The following is a 15,840-nucleotide window of genomic DNA, read 5'->3' as shown; positions in this document are numbered from 1 at the left end:
ACTCCACCCTTCCGGGTGATCCGCCGGGCGGGCGGCGCGCGATGGCCGTCTGGGGGATCGGCGTCTCGGTCTACTTCGTCGCGGTCATCTTCCGCACCTCCCTCGGAGTGGCCGGCCTCGACGCCGCCGAGCGCTTCCAGGTCAACGCCTCGGCCCTGTCCACCTTCTCGATCCTCCAGCTCCTGGTCTACGCGGGCATGCAGATACCGGTCGGTCTGCTGGTCGACCGGCTCGGCACGAAGAAGGTGCTGACCATCGGCGTCGTGCTGTTCACGGCCGGCCAGCTCGGTTTCGCCTTCTCCCCGTCCTACGGCACGGCACTCGCCTCACGCGCGCTGCTCGGCTGCGGGGACGCGATGACGTTCATCAGCGTCCTGCGGCTGGGCACCAGGTGGTTCCCGGCGCGCCGCGGACCGATGGTCGCTCAGCTGGCGGGACTGGCGGGGATGGCGGGCAACCTGGTCTCGACCCTCGTCCTGGCCCGCCTCCTGCACGGCATCGGCTGGACGGCGGCCTTCGCGGGCAGCTCGCTCGCGGGAGTGGTCGTCCTGGTCCTCCTGCTGCTGTTCCTGAAGGACCACCCCGAGGGTCACGAGCCCGAGCCGTTCCCGCACCGGGGCGCGGCGTACGTCCGCCGCCAGATCGTCGCGTCCTGGCGCGAGCCGGGCACCCGCCTCGGCCTGTGGGTGCACTTCACCACGCAGTTCCCGGCGATGGTGTTCCTGCTCCTGTGGGGCCTGCCGTTCCTGGTGGAGGCGCAGGGCCTGTCACGGGCGACGGCCGGCGAACTCCTGACCCTGGTGGTGCTGAGCAACATGGTCGTGGGCCTGGTCTACGGCCAGGTCGTCGCCCGCCACCACGGAGCTCGGCTGCCGCTGGCCCTGAGCACGGTCGGCGCGACCGCCCTGATGTGGGCGGCCACGCTCGCCTACCCCGGCGACCGGGCGCCGATGTGGCTGCTCGTGGCGCTCTGCGCGGTCCTGGGCGCGTGCGGCCCCGCCTCCATGCTCGGCTTCGACTTCGCCCGCCCGGCCAACCCGCCCGAGCGACAGGGAACGGCCTCCGGCATCACCAACATGGGTGGCTTCGTGGCCTCGATGACGACGCTCTTCGCGGTCGGCGTGCTGCTGGACGCGACCGGCGACGACTACACGATCGCCTTCTCCTGCGTCTTCGTCCTCCAGGCCCTCGGCGTCAGCCAGATCCTGCGGCTGCGCAGCCGCGCGGCTCGGCGCGAGCGGGAGCGGCTGGTGGCCAGCCGCGTGGAGACGGTGCACGTACCGGCGTAGACGGCCCTGAGGCCTCAGGGCCCAAAACGCGGACGGCTGGACGACCCGGAGGACCAACAGGGCACGGACGGCTGGACGGCTGGACGGCCCAGTGGGCACGGACGACTGGACGGCCCAGAGGGCACGGACGACTGGACGGCCCAGAGGGCGCCGACTGCGCAGACGCCACAGACGGCGTGGCCGGCGTGCAGGCGTGGCCGGCATGCCGGCGTGGTTTCGTGCGGGCGCGGATGCCGTGCGGGCTGTTCACGGCTCCTCGCCGCCGAAACACGGTTGAACGCACGCACGTTCGACGTCTACCGTCGGGCCTCATCGACGTGTAGCTCAGCAGCCAGAGCACCGGGCTTTTCACCCGGAGGGCGCAGGGGCGGAACCTGCCACGTCGGCTCATCGACGTGTAGCTCAGCAGCAGAGCACCGGGCTCGGGACCCGGAGGGCGCGGGGGCGGCACCCGCCACGTCGGCTTATGAACGACGACGCTGACCAGCAGCACCTCGCAGAGGCCAACCCGGGCTACGCCTTCGGCCAACTGGCCGGGGCGCTCAGCACCGCGCTCACCCACGAAGACCCCGACACCCGCCGGCGCGCCGGGGAACGGCAGCGCGCGTGGCGCTCCGTACTGGCGGGCATGGCGAACGGGCTGCTCACCATCGGCTCCCGCACACCGGTCCGGGATCTGCCCGCGTGGGTGACGCCCGAGGTGCTCCGGGGCGGCTTCGCCAGCGGCGCGCCGAGCGCCGGCGGGCCCCTGACGGAGTACGAGACCGAGGCCGCGCGCCGGGCCGGCTTGCCGCTGGACCGGCAGGCGCTGTTCGCGTACTGGCTGTCCGAGGACGGGCTGGCGCGGCTCTGCGAACTCCTCGACGGCGGACGCTACGAGGTGACCGTCCCCGAGGAGGCTGCCCTGCTCACCGTGGCCTGGCTGGCGCGGGCCGGGGAGACGGACGCGGCGCTCGGCCTCGTCGAGGAGCTCGCGCCGTTCGCGGGACGGCTGCGGTTCACGCCCCGCCCGTCCACCCGACCGGCGGCCGATGCCGCCGCGGTGCACCGCCGGACCGTCGCCGAGGCCGGCGAGAGCCTGGCGCGGCGGCGGACCAGCGAGGCGGTGGAGACGCAGCGGGAGGCGCTGGCCGTGTGGCAGCCGTTCGGCGACGAACTGCTCGCCCACTGGCTGGAGACCGCCGACGCCGGGCAGCCGGCCCGGGTGCTCACGCGCGCCCCCGACGCCGCATGGCACGGGCACGGCGCGGAACTGCTGCGCCGCTACCGCGATCTGGCCGACCGTCACACCCACTGCACCAAGCACCTCAAGCCGAAGGAGAACCTGGGGATCCTGCGCGGAGCGCTGGAGGAGACCGTCGCCGGACGCGAACTGGACGCGCGCCGGCTCGGGCTGCTGCGGCACGCCGTCACCTCCATGGTGCGGCGGCGCGGGCTGCCCGGCTCCGCGGAGCTCACCGCGCTGCGCCGGGAACAGGCCGCGCAGGCGGCGCTGCCCTCGCACCACGCACTGGCACAGCTCGTGCTGCGCCGGCTGTCCGGGCTGGACCAGCAGACGGGCGTGGCCGAGGTCGCGCCGCTCGTCGCCGCGGTCGGCGAGGAGGAGGCTCGGGAGACGGGGCTGCCCGCGGGCGCGGTGATTCCGGCAGGCCTACGGCGGCCCGTCGAGGGCGCGCTGAGCGCGCCCCTGAGCACGCTCGTGGAACGCGGGGTGGTGCCCTCGGCCGAGGTGCTGGCCGAGCTCGTACCGCAGCTCGTCGCCGCCACCACCGCACAGGCCTACCCCGACCCCGCCCTGCGCACGCTGGCGGCCGCCCACCACCGGGCGTTCGCGGGCCGCCGTTCGCTGCTGCTGCTCAACCTCCAGCGGCAGGTGCGGGCGGAGGAACTGCCGTGGGTACGGGCCGTGGCCGGGCAGCGCGCGGACGGCGAGGCGGGCGCGGTGTCGGCCGTCGCGCTGCGGCAGCTCGGCGAGCTGGCCGTGCAGGCCTTCCCCGGCACGCTCCTGCCCAACTCCCTGGTCCGCGAGCTGTCCGTGCTGGCCCGCCAGGCCGACCTGGGCGCTCCCCTGGTCGAGGAGCTGGCCGCGGACATCTTCATGGGCACCTTCACCCCGAAGTTCCTCGCCGCGGCCCGGATCGCGGCGGAACTGCTGGGCGGCGGCTCGCTCTACGAGCGCTACTACGCCATCGACTACCGGGCCGTCCGCAATCTGGCGATCGTCGAGACCGGCGAGGCGCTGACGAGGTCGTACGGGGCCAGGACCTCGCCCGGGTTCGCGAAGCTGTGCGTCGAGCGGGCCGAGGCCGGATCGTCCCGGTCGCGGCACGGAGGCGGATCGGTGGCCGCGAACGGCAAGGTGATCGAGCAGGCGCAGATCCTCACCACGCACAACCTGGCCACCCTGGTCCACCGGGTCGGCATCGAGCCGGCCGCGGGCTGGGCGGACCTGGCCCGCCGCTGCTTCGTCACCGTGTGCCGGCTGACCGGCCGCGTGCACGGCAACCCGCGCCCGCTGAGCACGATCAAGGACGTGGCCTACGCCTGGCGGCAGTTGATGTTCTACCTGTCCCTGTGCACCCCCGGCGAGCGGGCCCGCGCACTGGCCCGGCTGCCGGAGGAGCTGACCCGGCACCCCGGCCATGTGGCGGGCCGGCTGGCCCCCGCCCTGACCGGCCTGCACCAGGTCGCCGAGGGCGGCCGGGCCGACGAGGGCACCGGGCGGCTGCTTCTCGGCTGGACGACGGACGGACACTGGCTGCGTCCGGACCCGGCCTCGGCCTCGTCGGGCTGAGGCCGCCGGGGCCGGGGCCGGGGCCATGGATCAGAGGCCCCGGCTCAGAAGCCGCTGTCGGGAGCCACCGGATCCGGGACCACCGACTCAGAAGCCACCATCGGGGACCACCGGATCCGGGACCACCGGATCGGGACCGCGACCCCTTGGGGTGCGCGGCCCGGCCGGCCTGGCCGCCGTCAGCCCCAGGTGATCAGCTTCTTGGGCTGCTCCAGGATCGCCGCCACATCCGCCAGCACCTTGGAGCCCAGCTCCCCGTCCACCAGCCGGTGGTCGAAGCTCAGCGCCAGCGTGGTCACCTGACGTGGCTTCACCTTGCCCTTGTGGACCCACGGCTGGAGCTTGATCGAACCGATCGCGAGGATCGCGGACTCGCCGGGGTTGAGGATCGGGGTGCCGGTGTCGACGCCGAAGACGCCGACGTTGGTGATGGTCACCGTGCCGCCCTGCATGGCGGCCGGGGACGTCCGGCCCTCCCTCGCCGTCGAGACCAGCTCGCCCAGGGACTCCGCCAGCTGCGGCAGCGTCTTGGCGTGCGCGTCCTTGATGTTCGGGACCAGCAGGCCCCGGGGGGTCGCGGCCGCGATGCCCAGGTTGACGTAGTGCTTGACCACGATCTCCTGCGCCGCCTCGTCCCAGGACGCGTTGATCTCCGGGTTGCGCTTGACGGCGACCAGCAGGGCCCTGGCGATCAGCAGGAGCGGGTTGACCCGCAGGCCCTGCATGTCCTTGTCCTGCTTGAGCTCCTCGACCAGCTTCAGCGTGCGCGTGACGTCGATCGTCACGAACTCCGTGACGTGCGGCGCGGTGAAGGCCGAACCGACCATCGCCGCGGCCGTCGCCTTGCGGACGCCCTTGACCGGGACGCGGGTCTCACGGGCCGTGTCGTACGACGGCACGGGCCCGGCCGCGGGGGTCGTGACCGGAGCCTGTGCCACCTGCGGCGCCGGCTCGGCCACCGGGGCGGCCTGGGTCGTCGGGGCGGCCGGGGTCGTCGGGGCGGCCGGGGCCACCGCGGCGTGGACGTCCTCGCGGGTGATGACGCCGTCCGGGCCGGACGGGACCACCGTGGCGAGATCGACGCCGAGGTCCTTGGCCAGCTTGCGCACCGGCGGCTTGGCCAGCGGGCGCTCACGCACGACGGACGCGCCGCCGTGGCCGTTGAGCTCCGCCTGGATCGTGTCCGGGACCCGGGAGACCGCGATCTCCGGGCCCTTGCGCGGACGGCGCTTGGTGGAGGACGCGGCCACGCCGTACCCGACGAGGACCGGCTGGCGGCCGGACCCCACCGGCTTGGCGGCCTCGGCCCGCGGTGCCTCGGCCCGCGGTGCTCCGGGCTGCGCCGCCTCCGGCTGCTTCTCCGGGGTAGCCGGGGCGGCCGGGGACTGCGCGGGCGTCTGCACGGCCGTCTGGGCCGGTACCTCGGCGACCGGGGCGGCCACCGGGGCGCCGCCCGCTCCTCCCGACACGTCCACGGCAATGATCGACATGCCCACGTCGACCGTGGTGCCCTCGGGGAAGTGCAGCGCGCGGACCACCCCGTCGTAGGGGATGGGCAGCTCGACGGCGGCCTTGGCCGTCTCGACCTCGCACACCACCTGGCCGTCCGTCACCGTGTCGCCGGGCTGGACGTACCACTTGAGGATCTCGGCCTCGGTGAGCCCCTCGCCCACGTCGGGCATCTTGAACTCGCGTACGGACGCTTCCGTCATCGTCGTCACGACCCTCTCCTCAGTACGCCAGGGCACGGTCGACGGCGTCGAGCACCCGGTCCAGGCCCGGCAGGTACTCCTCCTCCAGGCGCGCCGGCGGGTACGGGGCGTGATAGCCGCCGACCCTGAGCACCGGAGCCTCCAGGTGGTAGAAGCAGCGCTCGGTGATCCGGGCGGCGATCTCCGCGCCGGAACCGAAGAACACCGGCGCCTCGTGGACGACGACCAGCCTGCGGGTCTTCTCGACCGAGGCCTGGATCGCGTCGAAGTCCATGGGGGACACCGAACGCAGGTCCAGGACCTCCAGGTTCTTGCCCTCCTCGGCGGCCGCGGCGGCGACCTCCTGGCAGAGCTTCACCATCGGACCGTAGGCGACGAGGGTCAGGTCCGTGCCCTCGCGGACGACCTGGGCCTTGTGGAGCGGGCCGGGGATCGCCTCGAAGTTGACCTCGCCCTTGTCCCAGTAGCGCCGCTTCGGCTCGAAGAAGATCACCGGGTCGTCGCTCTGGATGGCCTGCTGCATCATCCAGTACGCGTCGGACGCGTTGGACGGGGAGACGATCTTCAGGCCCGACACGTGCGCGAAGAGGGCCTCCGGCGACTCCGAGTGGTGCTCGACCGCGCCGATGCCGCCGCCGTAGGGGATACGCACGACGACCGGCAGCTTGACCTTGCCGAGCGAGCGCGCGTGCATCTTGGCGAGCTGCGTGACGATCTGGTCGTAGGCCGGGAACACGAAGCCGTCGAACTGGATCTCCACCACCGGGCGGTAGCCGCGCAGGGCCAGCCCGATCGCGGTGCCGACGATGCCGGACTCGGCGAGCGGGGTGTCGATGACGCGGCTCTCGCCGAAGTCCTTCTGCAGGCCGTCGGTCACCCGGAAGACGCCGCCGAGCTTGCCGACGTCCTCACCCATGATCAGGACCTTGGGGTCCGCATCCAGGGCGCGGCGCAGCGACTCGTTGATCGCCTTGGCCAGGGCCAGGTTCTTGGACGTCACGGTTTCCGCCATCTCAGTTTCCCCCCGAACCCGCGGCGAATCCGCTCTCGGATTCCGTCGCGAACGATGCCTGGTAGGCCGCGAACTGGGCCCGCTCCTCGTCGACGAGCGCGTGTCCGTCCGCGTACACGTTCTCGAAGATCGCGAAGCGGTCCGGGTCCGGCATGGCGCGGACCGCTTCGCGCACTCGCCTGCCCAACGCCTCGCTCTCCGCCTCGAGTTCCGCGAAGAATCCCTCGTCCGTGTGGTTTGACGCCTCCAGGTGGCGGCGCAGACGCAGGATCGGGTCCTTCGCCTCCCAGGCCTCGCGCTCCTCGTCGGCCCGGTACTTCGTCGGGTCGTCGGAGGTGGTGTGGGCGCCCATGCGGTACGTGTACGCCTCGACGAGGGTGGGGCCCTCGCCGGCGCGGGCCCGGTCCAGCGCCCACCTGGTGACCGCGAGACAGGCCAGGACGTCGTTGCCGTCGACCCGGACGCCGGGGAAGCCGTAGCCCTGTGCGCGCTGGTAGAGCGGCACCCGGGTCTGCTTCTCGGTGGGCTCGGAGATCGCCCACTGGTTGTTCTGGCAGAAGAACACGACCGGCGCGTTGTAGACGGCGGAGAAGGTGAAGGACTCCGCCACGTCGCCCTGGCTGCTCGCGCCGTCGCCGAAGTAGGCGATCACCGCGCTGTCCGCGCCGTCCTTGGCGACGCCCATGGCGTAGCCCGTGGCGTGCAGCGTCTGGGATCCGATGACGATCGTGTAGAGGTGGAAGTTGTTGCCGTTGGGGTCCCAGCCGCCGTTGTTCACCCCCCGGAACATGCCGAGCAGGTTGGTCGGGTCGACCCCGCGGCACCAGGCGACGCCGTGCTCGCGGTAGGTCGGGAAGACGTAGTCGTCGTCGCGCAGGGCCCGGCCGGAGCCGATCTGGGCGGCCTCCTGGCCGAGCAGGGAGGCCCACAGGCCCAGCTCGCCCTGGCGCTGGAGGGCGGTGGCCTCAGCGTCGAAGCGGCGGGTGAGCACCATGTCGCGGTAGAGGCCGCGGAGCTCTTCGGGGGTCACACCGGCGACGTACTTGGCGTACTCGGCGTTCTTCGCGTTCTTGACCCGCTTGCCCTCCGGCGTCAGCAGTTGCACGAGCTCGGGCTCGGCGGACTTCCTGGCGGTGGTGCGGGTGGTGCGCTCGGCGCCGGTGGTGCCGGCCTTGCTTCCGGCGCTGCGTCGCGGCTTGCGCGCGGCAGTGCTCTCCACGGTCACGTGTGCTCCTCCGTCGGTCCGGCCCCCGGGGTTGCCGGGTACCAGTGCGGCTCACCTGCGTCCGACGCTCGTGCACGGGGTGGGTGCCACTCGGTCGGAACAGGTGTGACAGGTGCCCCGGCGAGCGCCCTGCGGTCATCACGTTACCCAGTGCTTCACATTTCTGTGAAACCCCTCTTGACCTGCGTTTTTGCTTGGATTTCCAAGTAAATCGGCAAAGTCGGGAGAGAGCCAGGTCACAGCCTTGCAGGAGGCCGGAGCAACGGCACGTTATCCCGCGCACCCAGTCCACGGGAAGACTCCGTATGTGAGACCGAGCGCGTGCGCCGAGAAGGAAAAATCACCCTCGACCTGATCGGCGAGGGCCTCACCAACCGCCAGATCGGCGCGGGGCTGCACCTCGCCGAGACGACCAGCACCGGCGCGCGCCCCCGCAGTTCGTGACCGTGCACCGCCAGGGAACGGCCTGAAGCGACCCGCGAGGGGGCGTGGAGCGACACGAGGCGACCTGGAGCGACCGCCCGTGACAGTTGTTGATCTTTAGTGACTTTCTGTGACAATGCCCAGCTCACGGCCTCGGATCGTGCCCTAGCATCGGGCGCGTGCCGCGCTCCTGTGTACCCCCTTTAGTACTCCACGCGCCCCCTCTGGGCGCCCTGCTCCGCCGGTACGCCGCCGGCACCGCGCTCACCTGTGAGCCCGTCGACGAGGGGCTGCTGAACCGCGGCTACCGGCTGCGCACCACCCGCGGCCGCTACTTCCTCAAGCACCACTTCGACCCCGACACCGCCGACCCCGCCTCCATCGCCCGCCAGCACCGGGCCACCGAGCGACTGGCCGACCTCGGCGTCCCGGTCGCTCCCCCGCTGCCCGGCCACGACGGACGCACGGTCGCCGTCGTCGGCGGCCACGCCTACGCCCTCCACCCCTGGATCGACGGCCGCCACCGCCACGGCGCCCAGCTCACCCCTGGTCAGTGCGGCCGCCTGGGAGCGCTGCTGGGGGTGGTGCACGCCAGCCTGGAGCAGGTGATGCGGGCGGCACACGGCGAGCTCCTGCCCCCGGCCCGTGGCGGACACGTGCCCCGGGGTCTCGGGGTCAACGCGCCTGCGGGGAGCGAGGCGCCTCCGACGCGCGACCCGCGAAGCGACCCCGGCCGTGCCCCGGGGCAGGCCCCTGAGGGCCGTGTGGCCCCGTCCGGGCGCCCTGCCCGCGCCGCGGCCGCCGCTCCCGCCGGGCCGACCACCGCTGCCACGCGCAGCACGCCCGTCGAGGCCGCCGTCCCCGCCGTGAGCCCCGACCCCGCCGACACCTTCGTCCTCATCGAGGACCTCCTCGCGCGGGTGCGCCGCCACCGCCCCGCCGACTCCTTCGACGAACTCGCCCGCCACCGCCTCCTGGAACGGCGCACGCTGCTGGAACAGCACGCGGACCGGCGTCCTCCGCACAGCGGCCCGGTCGGCTGGGTGCACGGGGACTTCCACCCCTTCAACCTGCTCTACCGCGGGGACGCCCCGGCCGCCATCGTCGACTGGGACCGGCTCGGCGTGCAGCCCCGCGCCGAGGAGGCCGTGCGCGCCGCCGCGATCTTCTTCGTCCGGCCCGACGGCACCCTCGACCTGCCGAAGGCGAGGCAGTACGCACGCGCGTACCGACGCGCGGCCGGGGCCACGCCCTCCGAACTCGCGGCGGCCGTGCACCGGGTGTGGTGGGAGCGCCTCAACGACTTCTGGATGCTGCGCTGGCACTACGAGCGCGGCGACACCCGCGCGGACTCCCAGTTCCCGGCGGCCTCGGCCCTCGCCGTGTGGTGGACCCGCGAGTACGACGCGGTGTGCGGCGCGTTCGCGGACTGACCCGGGCCCCACGAACGCGACACGCGCGCGTGGAGCCCTGTGACGGGTCCACGCGCGCGTGAGGCGTACCGCGGTCAGTTTCCGATGCTGCCGAGGGTGCCGCCCTCGGTGGCCGGGTCGCTCGGCTCCACATCCGTCGGATCGTCCGAAGGCTGCGTGTCCGTCGGATCGTCCGACGGCTGGGTCTGCGTCTCATCGTCCGTCGGCTCGCTGCTGGCCGACTCGGAGGGGGAGTAGGACGGCGAGTACGAGGGCGAGTACGACGGCGTCCAGTCCGAATCGGAGTTCGAACCGGAGTTGTCGTCCGAGGTGTCGTCCGAGGACGTGTCGCTCGCCTCGTCGCTCGGGGTCGCGCTGGAGGCGTCGTCCGTCACGGACTGCGAGGTGGACGGCGACGGCGAGGTGTCGGTGCCGCCGCTGCCCTTCCCCTGGCCGTTCAGCGCGAGCGCGACACCCGCGGCGATGGCGATCACCGCGAAGACGGCGAGGATCCACAGCTTGCCGCGGCCGCTGCCCTTGTTGCCGTGCCCCTCGAAGCCGCCGTCGTCACCGCCGCCGTAGCCGGTGGGCAGGATCGGCTGCGGGATCTGCGAGGTGCTGGAGCCGTCGGCGCCGTGCGCCAGCGCGGTCGTGCTCGCGAAGCCGCCGGAGGGCGTGCCGCGGCCGTCGTGCGCGCCGACCGGACCGGTGTTCCAGGTGCCGGTGTGGCCGCCCTGGTCGTACAGCATCTGGAGCCCGTACTGGACCAGACCGCGCATCTCCTCCGCCGTCTGGAACCGGTCGTCGGGGTCCTTGGCCAGGGACCGCATGACGAGACCGTCGAGTTCCGGCGGGCACTGCCCGTCCGAGGTCTGCGACGGCGGCACCGGGATGTCCTGCACGTGCTGGTAGACCACCGACAGCGGCGTCTCGCCGGTGAACGGCGGCCGCAGTGCGAGGAGTTCGTACAGCAGGCAGCCCGTCGCGTACAGGTCGGAGCGGTAGTCGACGGCCTTGCCGAGCGCCTGCTCCGGGGAGAGGTACTGCGGGGTGCCCATGACCATGCCGGTCTGCGTCATCGTCGTGGACGCGCCGTGCAGGGCGCGCGCGATGCCGAAGTCCATCACCTTGACCGCGCCGTTGTGCGTGATGATCACGTTCGCCGGCTTGATGTCGCGGTGCACGATGCCGTGCTGGTGCGAGTAGGCGAGCGCCTCCAGCACCCCCGAGGTGATGATCAGGGCCTGTTCGGGGCCGGGCGCCTCGGCGTTGAGGAGGAGGTCGCGGATGGTGCGTCCCTCGACGATCTCCATCACGATGTACGGCACGCTCTGGCCGCCCACGAAGTCCTCACCGGAGTCGTACACGGCGACGATCGCATGATGGTTGAGGCCGGCCACCGACTGGGCCTCGCGCGTGAAGCGGGCCTTGGACACGGGGTCCTCGGCGAGATCGGCGCGCAGCAGCTTCACCGCGACGGTGCGTCCGAGGCGTACGTCCTCGGCCGCGAACACCTCGGCCATGCCACCTCGGCCGAGTCTGCGGGTCAACCGGTATCGGCCGTCCCCGACCAGTCCGCCGTTGCCCCAGTTCTCCGGCGCATCTGACATACCGCCGCCAGTCGCCTCGGGGTCGGACGGGCCCTGAGCGCGCTGCTGTGCCATCAGTCCTCGCCGTCGTTTCTGCCCGCGGAACGCGCGGTGTTGTTACGGTCTCCGTCGGCCACGCTACAGCCTCCGCGCAAGCCTCCGGCCCGGGACGATCCCCGGAACACCGCCCGGGGCGAGCCCGGACGCCGGTCCGCGACGGACCGGCCATCAAACCTGCACTCCGTACCGACGTGCAAATTCTGTGTACCGGCCGTACGGCACCTGTAACGCTTCCGCGACGCTTCTTTCTCGTAGGGTCACGGAACGGGCACCGAGCTTGACGTGTCAGTGCCCTACGGCAGACTTGGCCGGGAATAGCACTATCGATCAACGACAGTCAACGGCGCCTGAGGGCCTACGGGGGACGCAGAAGATGAGCCAGGACGGCGCGCAGGGCCGGTATGCGGGGCGGGCGCTCGCCGCCGGCCGGTATCAGCTGCGCGACTTGCTCGGCGAGGGCGGCATGGCCTCGGTGCACCTCGCCTACGACGCCGTGCTCGACCGTCAGGTCGCGGTGAAGACCCTGCACACCGAACTCGGCCGTGAGCAGGCCTTCCGCGAGCGCTTCCGCCGCGAGGCCCAGGCCGTGGCCAAGCTCACGCACACCAACATCGTCTCCGTCTTCGACACCGGCGAGGACGACGTCGAGGGGTTGACGACTCCGTACATCGTCATGGAGTACATCGAGGGCCGCCCGCTCGGCTCGGTGCTCGACGAGGACGTGCGGCAGCAGGGCGCGATGCCCGCCGACAAGGCGCTGAAGATCACCGCGGACGTGCTGGCGGCGCTGGAGATCAGCCACGAGATGGGGCTCGTCCACCGCGACATCAAGCCCGGCAACGTGATGATGACCAAGCGCGGCGTGGTCAAGGTGATGGACTTCGGCATCGCGCGCGCGATGCAGTCCGGGGTCACCTCGATGACGCAGACCGGCATGGTCGTCGGCACCCCGCAGTACCTCTCGCCCGAACAGGCCCTGGGGCGTGCGGTGGACGCCCGGTCCGACCTGTACTCGGTCGGCATCATGCTGTTCCAACTGGTCACCGGGCGGCTGCCGTTCGAGGCCGATTCGCCGCTTGCGATCGCGTACGCGCACGTGCAGGAGGAGCCGGTGGCTCCTTCCTCGATCAACCGGGCGCTGCCGCCGGCCGTCGACGCGCTGATCGCCCGCGCGCTGAAGAAGAACCCGAACGAGCGCTTTCCGACCGCCGTCGCCATGCGCGACGAGTGCCTGCGGGTCGCCGCCTCCTTCCAGCCTGCCCCGCCGAGCATCGTCCCGGGCGCGCAGACGTCGAGCGGCGCGGGCGTCGGTTCCGCGGTGTTCCCGCCCATCGGCCAGAGCACCCCGGCGCCGCAGGCCGGCGTCCAGACGCCGTACCAGCCCGCGCCGACCCCGAACCCGTACGGCACCCCGACGCCGCCCGCCTCCTACGGCTATCCGCAGCAGGGCTACCAGACGCCCGCTCCGGCCTACGGCCACCAGCAGGCCCCGCACACCCCGCCCGCGTACAACGTCAGCCCGCAGCCGTCCACCACGGTGTCCTCGGGCGGCGGCCGCCGGAACGGCAAGCCGGTGCTCATCGGCGCGGCCGTCGTCGCCGTGGTCGTGGTCGGCGGACTCCTCGCCAGCCTCGCGACGAGCGGAGGCGACGACGACGCCAAGGGCGGTACCTCCAGCTCCTCGCCGTCGGCGACGAAGGCCGCGGACTACCGGGCGCCGGACACGTCCAAGACGATCGAGTCGACGGAGTGCTCCGAGCCGCAGGAGTCGTACAACGACCCCGACAAGATCCGGGTGCCGAACTTCAAGTTCAAGTACATCGGCTCGGTCAAGGAGTGCTTCCAGGCAGCCGGCTGGCAGTACAAGATCACGAAGGTGGACGAGAACACCTACGGCGACGGGGCGGTCATGGACCAGTTCCCCTCCGCCGGGACGGACGTCGACCCGAAGGACATGCCCGAGATCGAGATCAAGGTCTCCACGGGCAACCCGGCGTCGTGACCGTCTGACGTCATGGGAGAAGGGCCCGGCGCCGAAACGCCGGGCCCTTCTCGTGTGTACGGCTGCTGATGACTGTCCGGCGCTCTAGAGGTACGGCCCGCCCGTACGGCCGCCCGCCGCGCGCGGATCGTCGACGCCCTCGTGACTCGCGCCCGGCGGCAGCGCCCGGCGCATCTGCTCCAACTGGGCACGCGCGGCCATCTGCTGGGCGAAGAGGGTGGTCTGGATGCCGTGGAAGAGGCCCTCCAGCCAGCCGACCAACTGGGCCTGCGCGATGCGCAGTTCCGCGTCGCTCGGCGTCGATTCCTCGTTGAACGGCAGGGAGAGCCGCTCCAGCTCCTCGACCAGCTCCGGCGCCAGGCCGTCCTCCAGCTCCTTCACCGAGCTGGAGTGGATCTCCTTCAGCCGGACCCGGCTCGCCTCGTCCAGAGGAGCCGCGCGCACCTCCTCGAGCAGCTGCTTGATCATGCTGCCGATCCGCATGACCTTCGCCGGCTGTTCGACCTGCTCGGTCACCGGGATCTCACGGGAGTCGTCGTCAGCCTCGATGTCACCGAGCGCCATGCCGTCCTGACCTACGACCAGGATCTTCTGGGCGTTCTCCGGCGACCTTTCGTTCCTCGGCATCTCCATGCCGTCATTCTCTCGCACGTCCCCACCTCATCACCGTGGCACCCCCCGGGAAAGGTGATCCACTGTTTCCGTTCGGCGGAGTCCGGAATGCGATGACAGTTCCCCGATGTGAGGCTTGTTGCGTCTTTTCTTGGCGACCGGCACCGGGAGGGGGTCACGGACGTGGCTCCATGGCAGCAGGCGTGGTGCGCGACGCGGGCCGGCGTGGGCGTCGGAGCGGTCGTGCTGGGCGTGCTCGTACTGCCCTGCGGGGGCGTCTCCTCATACGCGGCCGTCGCGTCGTACCCCGCCGTGTCGGCGTCCGCCACGCCCGCCCCCTCCTCCTCCGCACCGGACCGGGCCGGCAGCCGGGCGGGCGAGGGACGCCAGCGGCCCGGCCGGGCGGGCGACCACGCGCAGGAGGAGGCCGACGAGGACGCCGACGAGGAGGCCGAGGACGCGGGCGAGGGGAGCGACGACGGCGACCTCTCCGACGACACCGCCGCGTCCGAGTCTCCTGAGGCCGCCGCCCCCGTGCCCTCGGGCGAGCCACGGGACCCCGTGCGGCGCCCCGTGGCTCAGCCGGAGGGGTCAGACGGCCCCGTCCTGCAGATCCTGCCGCTCGGCAGCGGTCTCGTCCTCATCGGCCTCGGCATCGCCCTCGCCCTGGCCGCCCTGCGGCTGCGCCGCGCCTGAGGCCGCCGCCGCGTCAGGGCCCGGCCTAGGCCGTGACCAGCAGCACCTTGCCGACATGGCTGCTCGCCTCGACGATCCTGTGGGCCTCGGCCGCGTCGCTCATCGGGACCTCGCGGTCGACGACGGGGCGGACCTGGCCGGCGGCGAGCAGTGGCCAGACGTGTTCGCGTACGGCCGCCACGATGGCCGTCTTCTCCTCCAGGGGACGGGCCCGCAGCGAGGTCGCGCTGATCGCGGCGCGCTTGCGGAGAAGCGCGCCGATGTTCAGCTCGGCCTTGATGCCGCCCTGCATACCGATGATCGCGAGGCGGCCGTTGACGGCGAGCGCCTGGACGTTGCGGTCCAGGTACTTCGCGCCCATGTTGTCGAGGATGACATCGGCGCCCGCGCCGTCCGTGGCCTGCCTCAGCTCGGCCACGAAGTCCTGCTCGCGGTAGTTGATCAGGATGTCCGCGCCCAGCTCGGCGCACCGGTCCAGCTTCTCCTTGGTGCCCGCGGTGACGGCGACCCTGGCGCCGACGGCCTTGGCCAGCTGGATCGCCATGGTCCCGATGCCACTGGAGCCGCCGTGCACGAGCAGCGTCTCGCCGGGACGGAGGTGGGCGATCATGAAGACGTTCGACCAGACGGTGCTGGTCACCTCGGGGAGCGCGGCGGCCCGCCGCAGATCGACGCCGTCCGGTACAGGCAGCAGCTGCCCGGCCGGCACGGCGACCTTCTCCGCGTACCCGCCGCCCGCGAGCAGCGCGCACACCTCGTCACCGACGGCCCAGCCGGAGACGCCGGGGCCGACCTCGACGATCCGGCCGGAGCACTCCAGGCCGGGGTAGCGGGACGCGCCGGGCGGCGGATCGTAGAAGCCCTGCCGCTGAAGGATGTCGGCCCGGTTGACGGCGCCGGCCACCACCTCGACCAGGACCTCGCCCGCGCCGGGTACGGGATCGGGGACCTCGTCCCACACCAGCGCCTCGGGACCACCAGGTTCGGGAATCGTGATCGCATGCATGAAGGGGA

At 72.3% G+C, this 15,840-nt stretch carries 12 protein-coding genes and 2 tRNA genes; 8 read left to right on the top strand and 6 right to left on the bottom strand.

Going from position 1 to position 15,840, the window contains the following annotated elements; all coding sequences use genetic code 11:
- The first annotated feature begins 41 nt into the window (after positions 1-41).
- The 4 genes from QQM72_RS16750 (at position 42) to QQM72_RS16735 (ending at position 4,083) form a co-directional block, all read left to right on the top strand.
- The gene (locus QQM72_RS16750) at positions 42-1,289 is read left to right on the top strand and encodes an MFS transporter (protein WP_314221904.1); all 1,248 of its coding nucleotides are present in this window, start codon (positions 42-44) and stop codon (positions 1,287-1,289) included.
- A 313-nt stretch (positions 1,290-1,602) separates the two neighbouring features.
- Positions 1,603-1,675 (top strand) — tRNA-Lys (locus QQM72_RS16745).
- Positions 1,676-1,680: 5 nt separating this feature from the next.
- Positions 1,681-1,752: transfer RNA gene (locus QQM72_RS16740), tRNA-Pro, on the top strand.
- Positions 1,753-1,755: 3 nt separating this feature from the next.
- Positions 1,756-4,083, top strand: a complete 2,328-nt coding sequence (locus tag QQM72_RS16735) for a coiled-coil domain-containing protein (protein WP_314221677.1) — start codon at positions 1,756-1,758, stop codon at positions 4,081-4,083.
- 179 nt (positions 4,084-4,262) lie between these two features.
- Here QQM72_RS16735 and QQM72_RS16730 read toward each other — a convergent pair whose 3' ends face one another.
- From QQM72_RS16730 to pdhA, 3 genes are read right to left on the bottom strand one after another with little or no spacing between them, the layout of a single operon-like run.
- Complete coding sequence (locus QQM72_RS16730) at positions 4,263-5,804, bottom strand: dihydrolipoamide acetyltransferase family protein (protein WP_314221676.1); 1,542 nt, start codon at positions 5,802-5,804, stop codon at positions 4,263-4,265.
- Between the two features lie 10 nt (positions 5,805-5,814).
- A complete protein-coding gene (locus tag QQM72_RS16725; protein ID WP_314221675.1) occupies positions 5,815-6,807 on the bottom strand; it encodes an alpha-ketoacid dehydrogenase subunit beta in 993 nt (330 codons plus the stop codon).
- Position 6,808: 1 nt separating this feature from the next.
- Entirely contained in the window at positions 6,809-8,032 is a 1,224-nt protein-coding gene (pdhA, locus tag QQM72_RS16720) for a pyruvate dehydrogenase (acetyl-transferring) E1 component subunit alpha (protein WP_314221674.1), read from the bottom strand.
- Between the two features lie 321 nt (positions 8,033-8,353).
- Here pdhA and QQM72_RS16715 point away from each other — a divergent pair, with 321 nt between their 5' ends.
- Positions 8,354-8,476 (top strand): helix-turn-helix domain-containing protein, encoded by a 123-nt coding sequence (locus tag QQM72_RS16715; protein WP_314221673.1) that lies wholly within the window; start codon positions 8,354-8,356, stop codon positions 8,474-8,476.
- Positions 8,477-8,634: 158 nt separating this feature from the next.
- Positions 8,635-9,888 (top strand): phosphotransferase, encoded by a 1,254-nt coding sequence (locus QQM72_RS16710; protein WP_314221672.1) that lies wholly within the window; start codon positions 8,635-8,637, stop codon positions 9,886-9,888.
- Between the two features lie 74 nt (positions 9,889-9,962).
- Here QQM72_RS16710 and QQM72_RS16705 read toward each other — a convergent pair whose 3' ends face one another.
- Entirely contained in the window at positions 9,963-11,531 is a 1,569-nt protein-coding gene (locus tag QQM72_RS16705) for a protein kinase domain-containing protein (protein WP_314221671.1), read from the bottom strand.
- Between the two features lie 358 nt (positions 11,532-11,889).
- Here QQM72_RS16705 and QQM72_RS16700 point away from each other — a divergent pair, with 358 nt between their 5' ends.
- Complete coding sequence (locus tag QQM72_RS16700) at positions 11,890-13,518, top strand: Stk1 family PASTA domain-containing Ser/Thr kinase (RefSeq protein WP_314221670.1); 1,629 nt, start codon at positions 11,890-11,892, stop codon at positions 13,516-13,518.
- Positions 13,519-13,602: 84 nt separating this feature from the next.
- Here the strand turns inward: QQM72_RS16700 and QQM72_RS16695 are convergent, their stop codons facing one another.
- Positions 13,603-14,151 carry a bacterial proteasome activator family protein gene (locus QQM72_RS16695; RefSeq protein WP_314221903.1) on the bottom strand — a complete coding sequence of 183 codons (549 nt, stop codon included), beginning with the start codon at positions 14,149-14,151 and terminating at the stop codon, positions 13,603-13,605.
- A gap of 162 nt (positions 14,152-14,313) precedes the next feature.
- On the opposite strand from QQM72_RS16695, the gene QQM72_RS16690 reads away from it, so the two are divergent.
- The gene (locus QQM72_RS16690; protein WP_314221669.1) at positions 14,314-14,826 is read left to right on the top strand and encodes a hypothetical protein; all 513 of its coding nucleotides are present in this window, start codon (positions 14,314-14,316) and stop codon (positions 14,824-14,826) included.
- 25 nt (positions 14,827-14,851) lie between these two features.
- Here the strand turns inward: QQM72_RS16690 and QQM72_RS16685 are convergent, their stop codons facing one another.
- Positions 14,852-15,832 (bottom strand): NAD(P)H-quinone oxidoreductase, encoded by a 981-nt coding sequence (locus tag QQM72_RS16685; RefSeq protein ID WP_314221668.1) that lies wholly within the window; start codon positions 15,830-15,832, stop codon positions 14,852-14,854.
- Positions 15,833-15,840: the final 8 nt, after the last annotated feature.

The organism is Streptomyces zaehneri, assembly GCF_032248645.1.
GTDB lineage: Bacteria > Actinomycetota > Actinomycetes > Streptomycetales > Streptomycetaceae > Streptomyces > Streptomyces coriariae.
Note: the sequence above shows the minus strand (reverse complement) of the source record. Positions and strands in the feature narration are given on the sequence as shown.

Excerpts from the sequence above, each read along its gene's own strand:
- QQM72_RS16750 (WP_314221904.1), top strand. The coding sequence starts at position 42 with ATGGCCGTCTGGGGGATCGGCGTCTCGGTCTACTTCGTCGCGGTCATC.
- QQM72_RS16735 (WP_314221677.1), top strand. The coding sequence starts at position 1,756 with ATGAACGACGACGCTGACCAGCAGCACCTCGCAGAGGCCAACCCGGGC.
- QQM72_RS16725 (WP_314221675.1), bottom strand. The coding sequence starts at position 6,807 with ATGGCGGAAACCGTGACGTCCAAGAACCTGGCCCTGGCCAAGGCGATC.
- QQM72_RS16705 (WP_314221671.1), bottom strand. The coding sequence starts at position 11,531 with ATGGCACAGCAGCGCGCTCAGGGCCCGTCCGACCCCGAGGCGACTGGC.
- QQM72_RS16700 (WP_314221670.1), top strand. The coding sequence starts at position 11,890 with ATGAGCCAGGACGGCGCGCAGGGCCGGTATGCGGGGCGGGCGCTCGCC.
- QQM72_RS16695 (WP_314221903.1), bottom strand. The coding sequence starts at position 14,151 with ATGGAGATGCCGAGGAACGAAAGGTCGCCGGAGAACGCCCAGAAGATC.
- QQM72_RS16685 (WP_314221668.1), bottom strand. The coding sequence starts at position 15,832 with ATGCATGCGATCACGATTCCCGAACCTGGTGGTCCCGAGGCGCTGGTG.